This is a genomic window from Paenibacillus vandeheii, from assembly GCF_030433635.1.
Taxonomy (GTDB): domain Bacteria; phylum Bacillota; class Bacilli; order Paenibacillales; family Paenibacillaceae; genus Paenibacillus; species Paenibacillus vandeheii.
In genome coordinates this window covers 388,560-403,947 of the sequence record NZ_JAROCD010000003.1, presented here as the reverse complement: position 1 = coordinate 403,947, position 15,388 = coordinate 388,560, and the positions used below count along the sequence as shown (strand labels likewise).

The following is a 15,388-nucleotide window of genomic DNA, read 5'->3' as shown; positions in this document are numbered from 1 at the left end:
TTGTGCTGATTAAATTTCTAATCTTTGGCCTGCTGTGGCGGATTGTAGGCAATCCATTCTTGGCGGTTCTTATTTTCCTCATCATTCTGTATTTCCTGGATCGTCGCTATGTTGGGGTGATGCCAAGCTTCATGAAGCCACTTAAGCGTATGCGTAACATCTCACGGCTTCGGCAGCAGCTTGCCATGAGTCCGAATGAAGTCTCTTCCAAGCTGGATCTGGCCCGTCTGTTGATTGAACGCAAACGGTATAGTGAAGCTCATGCCTTACTGCTGGAACTGGAACGTCCTTACGAGCAATCAGCCGAATACTGGGAGGCGCTGGGTACAACTGAACTTCATCTGGGCGAAACGGAACAAGGGGAGCGTCATATTTTGCAGGCACTGGATATTAATCCAAGAGTAAAATACGGACGTCCTTATCTGACACTTGCAGGTGCGTTTAAGGATACTCACCGGGACAAAGCTTTGGCATACGTTCAGCAGTTCCAGGAGATTCATTCCTCATCCAGTGAAGCGTATTATCTGCTTGGCTCGGTGTACCGTTCCCTTGGGCGTACTGATGATGCAAAGCAAGCCTACGAGCAATCACTGAACGTATATCGCTCCCTGCCAAAATATAAGAAACGCCAGGAGCGTCGCTGGGCTGTACGCAGCTGGTTCCGCAAGCGCGGACTGTAGACTGCTGAATTCCTTTGCTTTAGCAGCTAGATATTATGTGAATGATTGTATACAACTCCTCATGATAAACGATCTCATCAAAAAAAGTGCTCTGGTTCCTGCCTCGAGGCAGGTCCAGTGCACTTTTTTTGCACATTGAAATTCTTCCAAAGGTTATCGCTACATCAGCAGCTCACGCAGCCGTTCCTCATTACCTTTCATCCAGTCTACCCGTTCTCTCAGCTTTCTGATTTGCTGCACAGCCACTTCAGGCTCATCTGTACCTTCGAACAACCGACTGATAAAGTGCATGACCACATCCAGACTTCGAAGCAAAACAAGCTCTGGAATTACGCTCAGCTCCTTTGGTTCCAGGCTGACCTGTTGTCTGAATCCCTGGATTAATCCCTCCAAAGCCGCCCAAATCCATGCTTCATCCTTGTCCATCGTCAGAAGGTCAGACATGGGAACAGCAAGCTCCATCACCCGCAGATCCCATGTGGCAAATTCAAAATCCAATATGGCACATATGCCTTCCCGAGAGTCTGCCAATACATTGGAGGCATTCAAATCCCCATGTACAAGTTGATGCGGCAAAACCTCCATACCTCGCAGCGTATCGAACAAGTCTGGCAACACCATCTTCAGCTTCTGCAGGTCATCCGCACATGCCTCGAGCGTATCCGGGGGTGAAGTGCATAGTTGTAACAGTTTCTCCGGTGAACAGAGCGGGTAAGCCTCCTGAATTTGATAATAAGGCGGGTAAACGGGAGCCAGAGATATGGGAAGGCTCGCCATAACAGAAGATAACATCCCCGCCGCCCTGCCCAGTCCGATCAGTTGATCGGGTGTTATCCAGACCGGATTGTGGCCTTCACGATAATGGAACAAGGTTACGATTTTGGTATGGCCTGTTAGACGATCCTGTACGGTAAGAAATGTCCCATCTTTATCATCAGGAAGGCTAACGGGTGCAGGCACATGAAGCTCCAAATCTGAACCTGACAATGCAGCCAGCACCTCGTGTTCAAAAGTAATTTTAGTTTTATCGTTATGCGTTTCATACTGCCTAAGCACGTAACATTCTTGGTCTATCTCTACCATGAAGGTAGAGTTGTTCATTCCTCCCCTTCCGCGCTGAGCGTTCCACTGGGACATGAAGCCATATAAGGATAAAACTGTAGATATCAGTTGCTGTTCTGAATCGTTTAGGGAATCTGAATCGATGATTTGCACCAAAAATAACTCCTTTATCTCACGTAATACAACCTCTATATGTCCTCATCTTAACGGAAGTATTTCTTTCGGTCTAGTCAGCTCTCCGAGGTAATCGTCATTCTAATTTTTAACCCTGCTGATCAGGCAAAAGGATAGTATCCTGTACGATTTAGCTGTTCTGCAATTACGCGGTAGCCTTTTGCATTTGGATGAACCCTGTCCCAAAATAACAGTTCACGTTCACGCCCTTCAAACCGGTCATAGATCTGGGCACAGGCATAGTTCCCTGATCCCACACCATTCAGAAAGGAATTATATTGCCGCACCCAATATGATGCTTCGGCTGCTTGCGGATACGGGTTGTACAACCCAATGGTACGAACCATATATACACTGTTCCCTTTTAACTGCCGGATGTGCCTCATAATCTGGGACACGTTACTACGCGTTTCGCCAAGCACCTGTGTCATTTTACTTGCGTTCGGGATCCCGCCACTCGCTTTGAACGTACGAATCAGATCGTTTCCACCAATCGATAACGTAATAATATCTGCTTCACGCAGCGATTGCCGTACTCTTGGATTGTTGGATATCATATGCAGCATTTCCCCTGACGTAAGTCCATTCACTCCAAGGTTATCCATCGATACAAACGTACGTACATTCGTTTCTGCCATTCTCCGATATAAAGGAACAAAGCCGGTGCCCAGCAGCGCTCCTGTACCTACCGTTAATGAATCTCCTATAGCCACATATCGATATACCATCCCGCCGCCCCTCTCTGCCATGTTATAACTACTCCATATACAATTTCTATATATCCTATGAGAGGAACGCAGACAAGGCGCGGGATGGTGTCCGTAGGCATACACATTTATTTGTCGTTTCACGGTTTTCTTGCATAAAACAATACAAAAAAACCCGCCGGCAACGCCAGCGGAGCTGTTCATTAATCATTTGATTACATGCCTATATTACGATCCGATTCAACGGAATCTGCCTGTTCCTTGTTCGGGAATGGCCACCAGTTGGCACGGCCAAACATTTTCACCATCACAGGAACGAAGAATGGCAGGAATAGAAGAGAATACAAGATTAGACCGCTGAGTACAACCGTCGCAATCTGCATCATCGAAAGTACTCCCGATGGATACATGGCGGCAAAGGTACCGCTCAGAATAACGGCTGCAGACAGAATGACCGTACCCATGTTCTTCATGGCATACTGCATGGCATCCTGTACTTTCATGCCTTTATTCTCATTGAAACGATCCATCAGGAAGATGCTGTAATCCACCCCGAGTGCAATCAGCATGACAAAGCCGAAGAACGGTGTAACCCAGCTGATACCCGAGAATCCAAGTATATTCACAAAGATGGTTTCCGTCAGGGCCATGGATGTGAAATACGCCAGCAACAACGAGATGATGAGATACAACGGCATAATGACCGAACGGAGCAGCAGGACCAGAATGATAAACGTTCCTGCAAGCATCAGCATGACCGTGCGTGTATAGTCGTTGTTGGAGACTTCCTGCAGATCTGCAAACGTACTGGTTACCCCGCCAATGGCGATATCCGCTTTTTCAAGTGCACTTCCCTGTACAGCACGATGTACAGCAGCTTCGATATCCGGAACCCGATCAATCGCTTCTGTCCCATATGGATTTTCGGCAAAAATAACGTCAATCGTCATCGTTTTCCGATCCTTGGACAGATACGTATCGAATACCTGCGTGAAGTCTTTACTGTTCAGTGCTTCTTCAGGAACATACCAGCCTGCCAAATCGGAATCAGGAGAATTTTGCAATTGTGTCAGGTAGTCCTGCGCTGAATCGAGTCCACCTGAAACCTGTTCGATTCCATCGACACTCTGATTAAGACCATCCGTCAATTGCGTCAGTTGACCACTCAGATCCGAGAAGCCTTGCTGAATTTTCTCCTGACCACCCTGAAGCTGACCAAGTCCGTTCTGGATGGAAGGAATTTCACTTATAACTTTACCCTGACCGTCAGCGGCCTGTTTGAGACCGGATTGCAACTGACTGATTCCCGTCACAATCTGACCCAGACCATCGGCAAGTGCCTTCTGTCCGGAAGCTGCGGAGGCAAAGCCTTCGTTAGCCTGATTGATTCCAGCCGCGGCTTCGCCCAGCTTGGATTGAATTTGACCCAATCCTTGAGCGAGCTGTGCCGTTCCGGTACCCGTCTCTCCAAGGGTTCCTTTGATACGCTGATAATCGGCGTCTTGCAGCAAATCAGGATAGCGCTCCTCAAGTGCTGTGAACGATTCGTTCAGGCTGGTCAACGCTGTAGATACACCTGTGAGCTGCTGTTGCAGTTCACCTACGCCATCACCCAGGGCAGCGACACCTGCTCCTGCCTGACGATAGGCTTGAAGCAATTGATTGTTCGCTTGTGCAAGTTGATCAGCACTCGTTTTGGCTTTCTGAAGTCCGGCTTTCAGTTCCCCGGCACCTGAGGAGCCGTCACGGATTCCTTTTTCAATCTGCTGAAGTCCTTCTGATAACTGTGTAATACCCGACTGCAGCTGGGAAGTACCCTTTGACAGTTCTCCTGCTCCATCAGCAGCTTCTTTGATTTGTGGTTCATTTTTGCTTAACTGACTGCTGGCCTCGCTCAGACCATCACGGATTTTATCCAGACCCGTTTTACCTTCACCCAGTCCATCAGATAATGTCCCCACTTGCTGTGTTACTTCAAAATCCTTGATCTCATCACCGGTTGGACGTGTCATGCTGCGGACACCAGAGATACCTGGCACCTTCTCCACTTCCCGGCTGATCTTCTCGGCGAGCGCCATATATTTGGCGTTGTCCATTGCTTCATCATTCTGGATGACGACCTGACCCGGCAAGGATTCACCCGGACCGAAGCTGTCCGAAATGATATTGAATGCTTTGACCGAATCATATTTGTCACCAATTTCATCGAGACTGTTAAACGACAGTTTGCCGTCGTAAGTCGCCAGTAATGGCACACATACCGCTGCAACGATGAGCAGGGCTGCCCATGGACGTTTCAGGGAGAAACGACCGGCTGCACCATAAATCCGGCTCTCGGCATGCTCCAGTGAACCCTTGGAAGGCCAGAACAACCTTTTGCCCAGCACCGCCATAAAAAATGGAACAATCGTGACTAATGCCAGCATCATCACGGCAATACCGACAGCGACCGCTACCGCGGAACGATACAGCATAAACTGTGCAAAACCAATGGCAATGAATCCAACCAGCACGGCGAGTGCGGAGAAGAACACCGTTTTGCCTGCTGTACGGTAGGTAGCGATGATGGCATCCCACGTATTTTCATGATGAGCCAATTCTTCCTTGAACCGGCTAATCAACAGGATGCAATAGTCCGTACCAATCCCGAACATGACCGCCACCATAAAGATCTGCGTAAACGTCGAAATCGGGAAGTCTAGTCCGTCCACAAGGAACGCGACAATCTGCTGTGAAACAATGTAGCTGATCCCCACCGTAAGCAGCGGAACAAATGGAGCTACGAATGAGCGGAATACGAGGAACAGAATGAGCAAAATAAATACAACCGTAATGTATTCCGACTTCTTGAGCCCCTCTTGGGAACTCTCCACCGTATCCTCATCAATTAAGCCTTTACCGGTTATGTAATGCTCCACATTGACCGATGACAATGCTTCATTGAGGTCTTCGCGCATTTCCTTGACTGTACGATCTCCCTGATCAATGGAAAGCGATGTTAAGATCGTCTTGCCATCGGCAGAAATCATTTTGTCTGATAATTCAGGCTGAGAGAATGGCTCCAGTATGGACAGAATGCCCAGTTTCTCTTTTTCGGCCTCCAGTTTCTTAACAGCCTGTTCTGCCTCTTCTTTACCATCGGCACCCAAACCATTCGGATTATAAAACACAAGAGCCAGCTGGCTGCCCTGCTGCTCTCCCTTTTGTGCTGCGGCTTCGTCCAGAATCGCTGCTGCCTGGGTGGACGAGTGCCCTTCAGGAACCGAGAACTGTCCCTTTTCCCGAATCAATTCACTCATGTTAGGGGCGGTGAACATCAATACGGCAGCTACAACGACCCATAGCCCCATCAACCACCATCGCGCTTTCAAAATCGTTCTCATTCGTTCTCCTGTCCTCCTTCATGCGTTAGCAAAGCGGCAAGCTTCTCAAAAGATTCAATGAAATTTTGGACCTCTTCCGGTTTAAAATGAACCAGATACGGCTCCAAAAGCTGCTGTATTTCCTGTTCCGTTTCCTTGTATACTTCCCGTCCGTTATCCGTCAGGGTTAAATACACAACTCTGCGGTCGCGCTCATCTCCCGCCCGATGGACCAGATCCCGATCCACCAGCTTGTTGACCAGTGCGGTGATACTGCTTTTTCCCACACACAGAAGCTCTGCCAGATCGGAGGGCGTACAAAGCGGTTTCTCTTTAATCATACGAAGTGCACAGAACTGATCTGTGGTAATGGTTTGGCCCAGGCGTTCACGTATCTGGGTATCAAACCGTTTGGTTACCAGGAAAGAAGCATCCAAATAGCGGTTAACCAAACTTTTGGCATCCGGTGTGTTCATCCTTGATTCTCCTTCCTCCCAAATATAGTTCATCCATCGAACTATTCTTCAATGAAACTATTCTATAATGAAACTATATTGCAAAGCAATACGTTTTTCCTATTTTTTTAAGTGAACGACAAAAAAACAGGACGTCTGACTCGGCTGCATCGCCAAATCCAACATCCTGTTATGATATGCTCTCTTTATGTTACACAGTAGTAGATCGATACTAGTCTTCGTCTTGCCCCTCGTCCTTCTCCAATACACACCGGAATCGTTCCACACCTGGATATAATTCACCCAGGCTATACACTACGAATCCTGTATTGCGATAAAACTCTACAGCTTCCACGTCGGTCTCCGCGATCAACCTGTCCGGATTATATTGGGCCAGCACCTGTGAAATCATGCCACGACCATAATTTTTGAAACGGTTCTCTGGCAGGACGGCGATATGATGAATGGTGACCTCACTAGCTCCTGTTTTCTCATATCCAATCAGGCCTATTAGCTGGCCTTCGTCTTCATAACCGTCCAAATGCAGCTCGTCCTTGTTAACATATTGTTGTAACGCACGATTCAGATGATCCGGATCGGGAAAGACCGAGTAAGACAGGAGTTCCTGCACTTCCGGCTCCTGTATGCGTGATTTCAAATGAATTAACACCCTGATTCCTCCTATAACTTGCTTGATTCCGTTATCGTATTGTAGTCGTTAGCCTGTAAAAGTTCAAGTCGTGTAGTGTTCCAGCTCCGATTGAATGACATCCGTCATGCCTTCCGGTACCAGGATTCCTGCCAAATAATATGCATCCAGCAGCGCACCTCCAACTGCCGGCACATTGCTGGTAATGTAATGAATCTGTTGTCCTCCCGGTTGATAGGCTGCATTCAGCCCCTTACGGACGGCCTCCACCATGTACGGTGTACTCAGACAACTTCCTGTAAGCGTCATGGTTACCTGCTGATCTTTAAAACACGATGCAAGTATGAGAATACCTACAACAGCCGTATCCGCTGCTGAGTCACATACTCTGACCGCAAGGGGAATATTTTGGGCAGCTGCTTTAGTCACCAAGGGAGCCATTTGACCAAATATCCGATTGAGGGCCTGTCTGTTTTCAGCAAAACCTGATACGCCCAGTTCAGCAAGCTCGGGAACCGAATTTACATTCCAATAGGCTAATATCTGCTCAATCAAGGGCTGATCTTGGCGCCCATAACGACCAGCAAGGATCGAATGCACCGCATCATAAGCCAAAAAACGTGCTGCTGTTGGCGCATAGTGGCCAAACTGATCATTGCGAAGCCAGGTTCCCTGTTCCGTTTTACCCAGGATCAGAGAGCCCGTGCCTCCAATAGCTACAATGCCCGGCTCACCACCAAAGGCTGCTGTATGTGCAATTTGCGTGTCATTTACCGCGCTGATTATGCCAAGGATACCGGTTTGGGCGAGCAATGCTTCAGCCCAGACCGTATCTTCAGGCCGATCCAGCCCTGCCATCCCCGCCTGAATGGAAGCAATCTGTCCTGCTTCTAACCCGGCTCCGGCAATGGCTTCAGCGATGCCGTCCAATACATGCTGCTCTGCATTGGCATCATGATAACGGTTGCAACCACCCTTTTGCACGTATGACAGAACCCTTCCGTGCTCATCGGCCAATGCTACACGTGTATGGCTTCCCCCGCCATCCATCCCAATCACATATGTACTCATTCTTATCCCCCATGTTCTGGTGTGATGATTTCCCATGTCCCATGATGCTTCTCGCGATGTTCCTATTGCTATCGAGTAATACGTCTGCCGGGGCCAAACTACTCGATCCCGGCAGAGCTGTTATTGCTTCTGTGCAGCGAAACGAAGCAGTTCACAACGGAACTGTGTCGGTTCATCATATTTTTCCTCTTCGATCGTCTGTGTTACATGTTCCTGGAGCAGAATATTCCAGTCAGCATAAGCATTTTCCAGTAATGCGACAGCCTCAGCTGTAGGTAGATTCAATTCAATCAACGGCTCAATTGTCCGACCGGTGTTGATTTCCATCTCCTCCACACTTGTACTCATCGTAATACAATGGATGCCGCCTCTGCGTGTTCCCACTTGTAATCGTTCTATAGCTTCTATCAAGGCTTGTTTATTGGAAACATGTTCCAGGAAAGAGCAAGCTGCAATATAATCAAAATGATCCGGCTCAATAGCGTAATGCTCAACATCCGCTTTCTCTACTTGTACAATATGATCAACCTGATATTCTTTCGCATATTTGCGAAGTCCATCTACAGCCTCATCCAGCAAATCCACACCGATAACTTCACTGTTCGTTTGCCCGAGACGCTGTGCAATCGGTATCGTATGTCTGCCTACACCGCATCCCAAATCCAGAACACGCAGCTCCGTCTTATGGGCAAGCAGACGATCCAGCATGTCCATAACCATTGGCATAGGCCTTGACATCCAGGTACCGGACGCAAATAATTCATTATTCTGATAGAAGTTGGAATGGTAACCTGCCTCTGCTTTCCTTGCAGCCTCAAACTGTTTATTTTCCATAAGAGCACCTCCATGGCTTAGAAGTTAATTGTCAATGTCCCCGAACCTGCGAACAGAATAATGGTTAGTATGACCATGACTACAAATGCCCCGGTGACGAGCAGTTTACCTGTGTCCCGCTTATACATACTGTCATTAAATAACATCACACCGCCAATAACCATGGCTACCGGAGGAAGAAATAATGTCATCAGAACAAGCAGCACCATTGAATATTGATCCAACACGGATTCTTCATATTCCGTCATGTATGGTTGGTCAGGCACAGCTGTTTTGGTCACAACGAGATTGCCGCAGGATTTGCATTTGAACTCATCCTCTTCCATTTCTTCATGACAATACGAACAAACTCTAGGTGTACGTGGCATCTCACACCTCCCCTTTAAGTACATCTTCCTACTTAATACCCTGGATGCTTAAATGGAATCAGATGAATGCGACAAGCTCTTTGTCAAAAAGGATTCTAGTACCTCCTCATATCGGGTACGATCCACCTGGAACGCTGTCCCATGACCCGCACGGGGAACAATTAGCAGTTCCTTTTCTGTCGGACAAGCTTCATACAATCTATAGACCATTTCCGTCGGCACGAACGTATCCGCCTCACCATGAATGAAAAGAACCGGCACTTGAACTTTGGCAAGTTGATTTAATGCGGACGCTTCCCCAAAGAAATAGCCCGCTTTCCACCTGGAGATGAGACTGGTTACAGGAATAAACGGAAATGCGGGCATCTTGTATAGCTGCTTGAGCTGGAAGGTCAGCTCCTCCTTCACTGAGGTATACGCACAATCCGACACGATGGCCTTCACCTGCCTGGGAAGAGCTTCACCGCCTGTCATCAGTACGGTAGCTCCTCCCATCGAAATTCCGTGCAAGACGACCTCCGTTTCTATGCCGACCTTGTCGAGAACCCAATGGACCCACTGAACATAATCCTTCCGGTCCAGCCAGCCAAATCCGATGATGTTACCTTCGCTTTGGCCATGACCCCGATCATCCGGCATAAGCACATTATAGCCATGTTTTTCCGCATAAAAGCGAGCAAAACCCGCCATTTCCCTGCCTTTTCCCGAATAACCATGCGCCAGAATAACCGTTCGATGCTGCGATTTGTTTCGAGAAGGAAGCCATGTCCCATGCAGCTTTAATCCATCATGGGATTCCATATCTATATCTTCGGTTGGCTGCGAATTAAGCCACGCCACGTCAGACGCACTGCTGATAATTTCATTATCCGGCTCGGGCATCAGATTCGGATTATCAACCAGAAATGATTTTGGAGCACGACGAATGGCAGTTTTGAAGAAGTAAAGCCCACCAAACCATAATAGAGCAAGAACGATTAGCACCAGAACAGCAAGACCGTATAATAACATGAACATTCCCTCTCTTTCAGACGAACTTTCACGTGAAACATATATGTATACTATCTATCGTTTGGCAACCTTTCCAGACACGGATGATTGTTGCCACTTCTGGATCACGTTGCTTAGAGCTTCAAGCGTGAAGGGTTTGCCGATAAAATCATTCATCCCGGCTTCAAAACATTTCTCTTTCTCTCCATCCATAACACTTCCTGTCATCGCAATAATTGGTATGGAGTGCCGCGGCACATTCTCTTCTATGGCCCTGATTTTGCGTGTCGCCTCCAGTCCGTCCATTAGAGGCATCATATTATCCATCAGGATCAAACTATAATCTTTGCTGAGAAAAGCCGTTATAGCCTCTTCCCCATTGGAGACGGTATCCACCTGGGTTATGCCCAGCTTTTTGAGCTGCATCAGCACAACCTGCCGATTAATGGTGTTATCGTCAGCGAGCAAGAGCGATATCGGTAAGAATGTATGCACCTGCTCCTGATTTTCCTTATTGCGATTCATCTGATTGGATATCGGTTCAACCGTTCTGCGCAATAATTTCATCTCGCCATGTTCATTAGACATCACATGATCACTCTCCTAATCGCGAATTATGCCATACTGCGTATAGGAAGGCTTCACTCATCCTACCTTTTTCACCAGCTTCAACCGCCTGGACCGTTCCCGTTCAAATACAACCCATCTATCATTATACATGATCGATGAATGGGCATGTGTTCAGCCCATCATTAAACTCAACAAATTTTCTATAATTTGAAATTGTCCTGTAAGTGATCTAACGAGTGACCTCTGTTCTTCAGATATAAAAAAACTGACCTGCGTAATTAACGCAAGTCAGTTTTCCCCTCTGCGGCGAGTCCAAGCTTTTTTAACAAACGAATTGCATCCGCCTTTTCCGAGGGTTCCAGTCCATCCACCGCATCAATGATCACCTGGTGGTGCTGAGGAAAGATTTGTGTAAACAGATGTCTTCCTTCCTCCGTCAATTCAGCATATATAACACGCCGATCTTCCTTGGATGCTCGACGAATCAGCAGATTTTTGTTCTGAAGCTTGTCCACAACATACGTGATATTACCACTGGACATTAACACTTTCTCACCGATCTTTTGCAACGCCTGCGGCCCTTTATGGTATAACAAATCAAGCACGCCAAATTCTGTCGTATTCAGTCCATGACTCTGGATATCCCGATTGGATCTGGATGTAACGGAATTGTATGCGCGAGCGAGAACCACAAATAATTGTAAAGACAGTTCCCGATTGTCCTCGTTGTTCGGCATTTCTATAATCCTCCATCAGTTGTTTACATTTCGACCTGCGTCTGGGACCGTATCTGCTCCCACTCTTCGCGCAGCATTCCCATACGAATTGAATCATAATGTTGGCCATCCACGATGCGGCATTTGCGCATACGTCCTTCCACCTGAAGCCCCGCCTTCGAAGCCGAACGCATCATTCGTTCATTGCCTGACCATGTTGTTAATCCAACCCGGACCAGTGGCAATTGCTCGAATAAGTAACCGGACCACATCTGAAGTACTCGCGTGCCGATCCCGCGCCCCCATTGGGCTGAACGATATAGCACGATTCCCATTTCCAACCATAAGGATGGACGATGCTCCCAATAATAGCTGATTGTGCCGACAATTCGGCCATTCAACTCAACAATTCGAATGGAGTCCGGGTCAGAATTGTGCTTGGTCGCTTCAAGTCGTCTCAGCATGTTCCGTTCGAAGTCTTCGTAGCACTCGTGTTCAAGGGCAAAATATGGCGCATCCCATTGTTTCCATTCCGGAACATCTTCACTGTAGATTAATTCATAGAGTTCAGTCAGATCCTCTTTTTCCACACATCGAAGAGAAATTTCTCCATCCACTAACGGGTTCTCCCTCATCTATACAATGACCTCGCTTTCAGTTCAGGAACGATGACGCTCATCGATGCTGCCATCACTCTTCGCAAGAATGACGGTGTCCGCCATATTAATAAACAGTCCATTATCGACAACACCTGGCAGCATATTTAACTGCACGTTAAGCTCCGCAGCTTGTTCTATGGCTTCCATACGGCAATCCGCAATGAGGTTTCCATTATCCGTAAGATACCGTTGATCCCCATCCATACGCCATTCCGGGTTACACCCAAGTTTCTCAAGCGCCTCGAAAGTCCACTCTGACGCAAAAGGAACCACCTCAACCGGCAATGGGAATTTCCCCAGCTTTGGTACTGCTTTGCTGCCGTCGGCCACAATAATCAGCTTGTCGCTGTTTGCAGCTACAATTTTCTCACGTAAAAGCGCGCCGCCGCCACCCTTGATCAGGTTAAACTCAGGGTCAACTTCATCTGCACCGTCAATGGTCAGATCCAGACGTCCAATCTGATCAAATGGAACGATCGGAATCCCCCACTCCTTGGCGAGCTTGTCCGATGCTTCCGAGGTAGCTACCGCCTGAATGTTTAACCCTTCGCGTACCCGCTCACCAATTCGACAAATAGCGTAATACGCCGTTGAACCTGTACCCAACCCAACCTTCATTCCATCTTGAACATATTCTGCCGCGCGCTCAGCTGCTATCTGTTTAAGATTCATCTATAAACCCCCGCTGCTCATGATTTAAGAAATGCATACTGTAGTTATTATAGATAAAACCGCTTCCGATGTATATCTGTGCAATGAGGTATTCCACTGGGAAACTTGGCCTGTTTCTCTGCTTCACATGCATCATTGAACATGCTTATGTATGTTCTTGGTTAGATTAAATGCCAATTCGAAACATTATTTCCTTTACATTCTCCCCCTTGGTGCACGATTGGAAAGGCAGATGATAGGAACATTTCTCTGTCATTTGCCTTATTTTCTTCAAAGTTTAAGGATGTTTTTTAACCCACCATGTTATAGAATACAGAATGAAACTAAAAAATGGGAATTATTTTAAATAAACAGTTCTAAATACCTATATTTTGCTTTCATATGTCCATAAATACGTAAAATATTAAAAAAGTTTTAACAAAACTATTCAATCTGGCGACATTTTATACGACATATTAAGTATAGATGTGTTTTAATAATTAGACACCTATAGGTATCCAGGTAAAAATATCTCTACATAGCGACTACAAACCCAAGACCATGGTCGCACATTATGCCTTTGGAGGGGATTAAGAAATGATGTAATTGGCGTCATAAAAGCAACCAAAATATATGTTTTTAATTCAAAGAAGATCAGGAGTGGACTTTAGTGAAATCATTAAGTTGGAAAAGTATGTCATTTTTCTCAAAAAATCTGTTACTATCATTTACGAACATTATCATTATCGGCGTGGCGCTTATTGCCAGCAGCTACTATTTTCAAAAAACGATTCTTGTAGATCAGTTACATGGTCAAGTAGAACAAATCACCAAAAAATGGGCAGAAGGTATTGATTCCACTGATGTACAGGCTGCTATCACAGAAGGCAGTTATGATGGAAAAACACAAACCAAATTGCGCGCCTATTTCGATGAAATGCAGCAATATTATCCCAACATTGCACAAGCCTACATCTTTGGCGTTGAGCTCGGTGGAGATAACAAGCGGTTAACTTCCCTTGTCGCCATGCCAACTAATCTAAAGGAAGCCTTCCAGAGTGAAAATGTAAAGATTGGCGATATGTATGAACAGCCTGTCGTTGTGGCAAATGCGCTCAAAGAAATGTTGAATACTGATCGCCCGACATTCACCACATTTTATTCGGATGATTTCGGAACCTGGACCACCATTGCTTATCCGATCAAGGATAGTAACGGCAAGATTTATTCCTACTTTGCAGTTGATGCAGACGCATCAGCGGTACCGGCCGGACTGAACAAATTGCTTAAAAACGGAATTATCATTCTGGTAGCTTTCCTGCTGCTGTTCCTGATTATCCAATATCTTGTTGTCAAAAACACGCTTTCCCCTATTCGTCACCTGATCAAAGGGATTGATGACGTAAGTCGGGGTAATTTGAATGTCAAGATTCCAACTGGTAAAGACGATCTTGGAATTGTGAATGAAAAGTTCAATACCATGGTTCGCAAGATTAACGATACTATCGTCAAAGTGCAAATTACTTCACAAGAAGTCAATGAGTCTGCCAAGGAATTGTATGAAGTCTCTGAGAGAAACAGTGAGAATGCTGATTCTATCAATAACAACGTCACACAGATTACATCCAACATTCGTGCACAGGAACAGGCAACACGAGATAGTGCCCGTGCAATGTCCGAAATGGCTATTGTCATTCAGACTATTGCGAGCAGTTCAGCCAGCGTAGCTGACGAAGCCTATGAGATGGAACGCCGTTCACAACTAGGAAACAGTGTTGTTCGTCAGGTGTCCGAACAGATGAATCTAATTACGGAATCTGTTAAAAATACCGCTTCTGCCATTCAGGTTCTGGAGAGCCGCTCTCAGGAAATTGGCGATATTCTGAATATCATCTCAGGTATATCCAGCCAAACGAACCTGCTTGCGTTGAATGCATCCATCGAAGCAGCACGTGTTGGTGAGGAAGGCAGAGGATTCGCAGTTGTAGCGGGTGAAGTACGCAAGCTTGCTGAGCAATCCGAACAATCCACGAGCCAGGTTGCAGTACTGATCCAAGAGATTCAAGCTGAAATCAGACAAGCCGTTCGTGCGATGGAACAGGGTACTTCCGAAGTGGATACCGGCCTCAGTGTAGCTGATCAAACCGGTCAATTGTTCGAGGAAATTCTGGAAGCAGCCAAAAAAGTATCGAATCAAATTCAGGAAGTATCCAGCGCTACTGAAGAAATCTCTGCAGGTACAGAAGAAATGACAGCAACTGCGGATGATTTGTCTGCCAGCGTGAGTAAGACAGCTGATAACAGTGAACGCATCTCTTCATCCGTTGATGAACAAAAAGCATCTCTGATTACACTTGTTGATTCTTCTACCCGTTTGAACACGATGTCTGAGGAACTGCAAGAACTGATTTCTCATTTTAATGTAAGCAAATTATAATTC

Annotated in this window: 15 protein-coding genes; 2 read left to right on the top strand and 13 right to left on the bottom strand. The window is 46.5% G+C overall.

What is annotated here, in order from left to right:
- Positions 1-2: 2 nt before the first annotated feature.
- Entirely contained in the window at positions 3-680 is a 678-nt protein-coding gene (locus P5G61_RS07385) for a tetratricopeptide repeat protein (RefSeq protein ID WP_301245884.1), read from the top strand.
- A 159-nt stretch (positions 681-839) separates the two neighbouring features.
- Here P5G61_RS07385 and P5G61_RS07380 read toward each other — a convergent pair whose 3' ends face one another.
- The 13 genes from P5G61_RS07380 to rpiA form a co-directional block, all read right to left on the bottom strand.
- Positions 840-1,781, bottom strand: a complete 942-nt coding sequence (locus tag P5G61_RS07380; protein ID WP_301245882.1) for a phosphotransferase — start codon at positions 1,779-1,781, stop codon at positions 840-842.
- Between the two features lie 236 nt (positions 1,782-2,017).
- Positions 2,018-2,665: a GDSL-type esterase/lipase family protein gene (locus P5G61_RS07375; protein ID WP_301245880.1), complete on the bottom strand. Its 648-nt coding sequence runs from the start codon at positions 2,663-2,665 to the stop codon at positions 2,018-2,020.
- 173 nt (positions 2,666-2,838) lie between these two features.
- On the bottom strand, positions 2,839-6,006 hold the full coding sequence (locus P5G61_RS07370) for an MMPL family transporter (RefSeq protein ID WP_301245878.1): 3,168 nt from the start codon (positions 6,004-6,006) through the stop codon (positions 2,839-2,841).
- Positions 6,003-6,461 (bottom strand): MarR family winged helix-turn-helix transcriptional regulator, encoded by a 459-nt coding sequence (locus P5G61_RS07365; protein WP_301245876.1) that lies wholly within the window; start codon positions 6,459-6,461, stop codon positions 6,003-6,005. Before P5G61_RS07365 ends, P5G61_RS07370 begins: the two co-directional genes overlap by 4 nt.
- Before the next feature lie 211 nt (positions 6,462-6,672).
- Positions 6,673-7,110 carry a GNAT family N-acetyltransferase gene (locus P5G61_RS07360; RefSeq protein WP_301245874.1) on the bottom strand — a complete coding sequence of 146 codons (438 nt, stop codon included), beginning with the start codon at positions 7,108-7,110 and terminating at the stop codon, positions 6,673-6,675.
- Between the two features lie 63 nt (positions 7,111-7,173).
- Positions 7,174-8,160 carry an N-acetylglucosamine kinase gene (locus P5G61_RS07355; RefSeq protein ID WP_301245873.1) on the bottom strand — a complete coding sequence of 329 codons (987 nt, stop codon included), beginning with the start codon at positions 8,158-8,160 and terminating at the stop codon, positions 7,174-7,176.
- A 120-nt stretch (positions 8,161-8,280) separates the two neighbouring features.
- Complete coding sequence (locus P5G61_RS07350; protein ID WP_301245871.1) at positions 8,281-8,994, bottom strand: class I SAM-dependent methyltransferase; 714 nt, start codon at positions 8,992-8,994, stop codon at positions 8,281-8,283.
- Positions 8,995-9,011: 17 nt separating this feature from the next.
- On the bottom strand, positions 9,012-9,362 hold the full coding sequence (locus P5G61_RS07345; RefSeq protein ID WP_301245869.1) for a hypothetical protein: 351 nt from the start codon (positions 9,360-9,362) through the stop codon (positions 9,012-9,014).
- Between the two features lie 48 nt (positions 9,363-9,410).
- On the bottom strand, positions 9,411-10,373 hold the full coding sequence (locus P5G61_RS07340) for an alpha/beta hydrolase (RefSeq protein ID WP_301245867.1): 963 nt from the start codon (positions 10,371-10,373) through the stop codon (positions 9,411-9,413).
- Between the two features lie 54 nt (positions 10,374-10,427).
- The gene (locus P5G61_RS07335; protein ID WP_301245863.1) at positions 10,428-10,940 is read right to left on the bottom strand and encodes a response regulator; all 513 of its coding nucleotides are present in this window, start codon (positions 10,938-10,940) and stop codon (positions 10,428-10,430) included.
- A 260-nt stretch (positions 10,941-11,200) separates the two neighbouring features.
- Positions 11,201-11,659 (bottom strand): MarR family winged helix-turn-helix transcriptional regulator, encoded by a 459-nt coding sequence (locus tag P5G61_RS07330; RefSeq protein ID WP_024630132.1) that lies wholly within the window; start codon positions 11,657-11,659, stop codon positions 11,201-11,203.
- 23 nt (positions 11,660-11,682) lie between these two features.
- Positions 11,683-12,255: a GNAT family N-acetyltransferase gene (locus P5G61_RS07325; protein ID WP_363325730.1), complete on the bottom strand. Its 573-nt coding sequence runs from the start codon at positions 12,253-12,255 to the stop codon at positions 11,683-11,685.
- A gap of 42 nt (positions 12,256-12,297) precedes the next feature.
- Positions 12,298-12,969, bottom strand: a complete 672-nt coding sequence (gene rpiA / locus P5G61_RS07320; RefSeq protein WP_301245856.1) for a ribose-5-phosphate isomerase RpiA — start codon at positions 12,967-12,969, stop codon at positions 12,298-12,300.
- A 673-nt stretch (positions 12,970-13,642) separates the two neighbouring features.
- Between rpiA and P5G61_RS07315 the strand changes: the two genes are divergently transcribed.
- Positions 13,643-15,385 carry a methyl-accepting chemotaxis protein gene (locus P5G61_RS07315; RefSeq protein ID WP_301246003.1) on the top strand — a complete coding sequence of 581 codons (1,743 nt, stop codon included), beginning with the start codon at positions 13,643-13,645 and terminating at the stop codon, positions 15,383-15,385.
- Positions 15,386-15,388: the final 3 nt, after the last annotated feature.

Bases quoted from the DNA above. Each gene is read 5' to 3' on its own strand.
- P5G61_RS07335 (WP_301245863.1), bottom strand. From the start codon at position 10,940: ATGTCTAATGAACATGGCGAGATGAAATTATTGCGCAGAACGGTTGAA.
- rpiA (WP_301245856.1), bottom strand. From the start codon at position 12,969: ATGAATCTTAAACAGATAGCAGCTGAGCGCGCGGCAGAATATGTTCAA.
- P5G61_RS07340 (WP_301245867.1), bottom strand. From the start codon at position 10,373: ATGTTATTATACGGTCTTGCTGTTCTGGTGCTAATCGTTCTTGCTCTA.
- P5G61_RS07345 (WP_301245869.1), bottom strand. From the start codon at position 9,362: ATGCCACGTACACCTAGAGTTTGTTCGTATTGTCATGAAGAAATGGAA.
- P5G61_RS07375 (WP_301245880.1), bottom strand. From the start codon at position 2,665: ATGGCAGAGAGGGGCGGCGGGATGGTATATCGATATGTGGCTATAGGA.
- P5G61_RS07380 (WP_301245882.1), bottom strand. From the start codon at position 1,781: ATGAACAACTCTACCTTCATGGTAGAGATAGACCAAGAATGTTACGTG.
- P5G61_RS07355 (WP_301245873.1), bottom strand. From the start codon at position 8,160: ATGAGTACATATGTGATTGGGATGGATGGCGGGGGAAGCCATACACGT.
- P5G61_RS07370 (WP_301245878.1), bottom strand. From the start codon at position 6,006: ATGAGAACGATTTTGAAAGCGCGATGGTGGTTGATGGGGCTATGGGTC.
- P5G61_RS07315 (WP_301246003.1), top strand. From the start codon at position 13,643: ATGTCATTTTTCTCAAAAAATCTGTTACTATCATTTACGAACATTATC.
- P5G61_RS07330 (WP_024630132.1), bottom strand. From the start codon at position 11,659: ATGCCGAACAACGAGGACAATCGGGAACTGTCTTTACAATTATTTGTG.
- P5G61_RS07365 (WP_301245876.1), bottom strand. From the start codon at position 6,461: ATGAACACACCGGATGCCAAAAGTTTGGTTAACCGCTATTTGGATGCT.
- P5G61_RS07350 (WP_301245871.1), bottom strand. From the start codon at position 8,994: ATGGAAAATAAACAGTTTGAGGCTGCAAGGAAAGCAGAGGCAGGTTAC.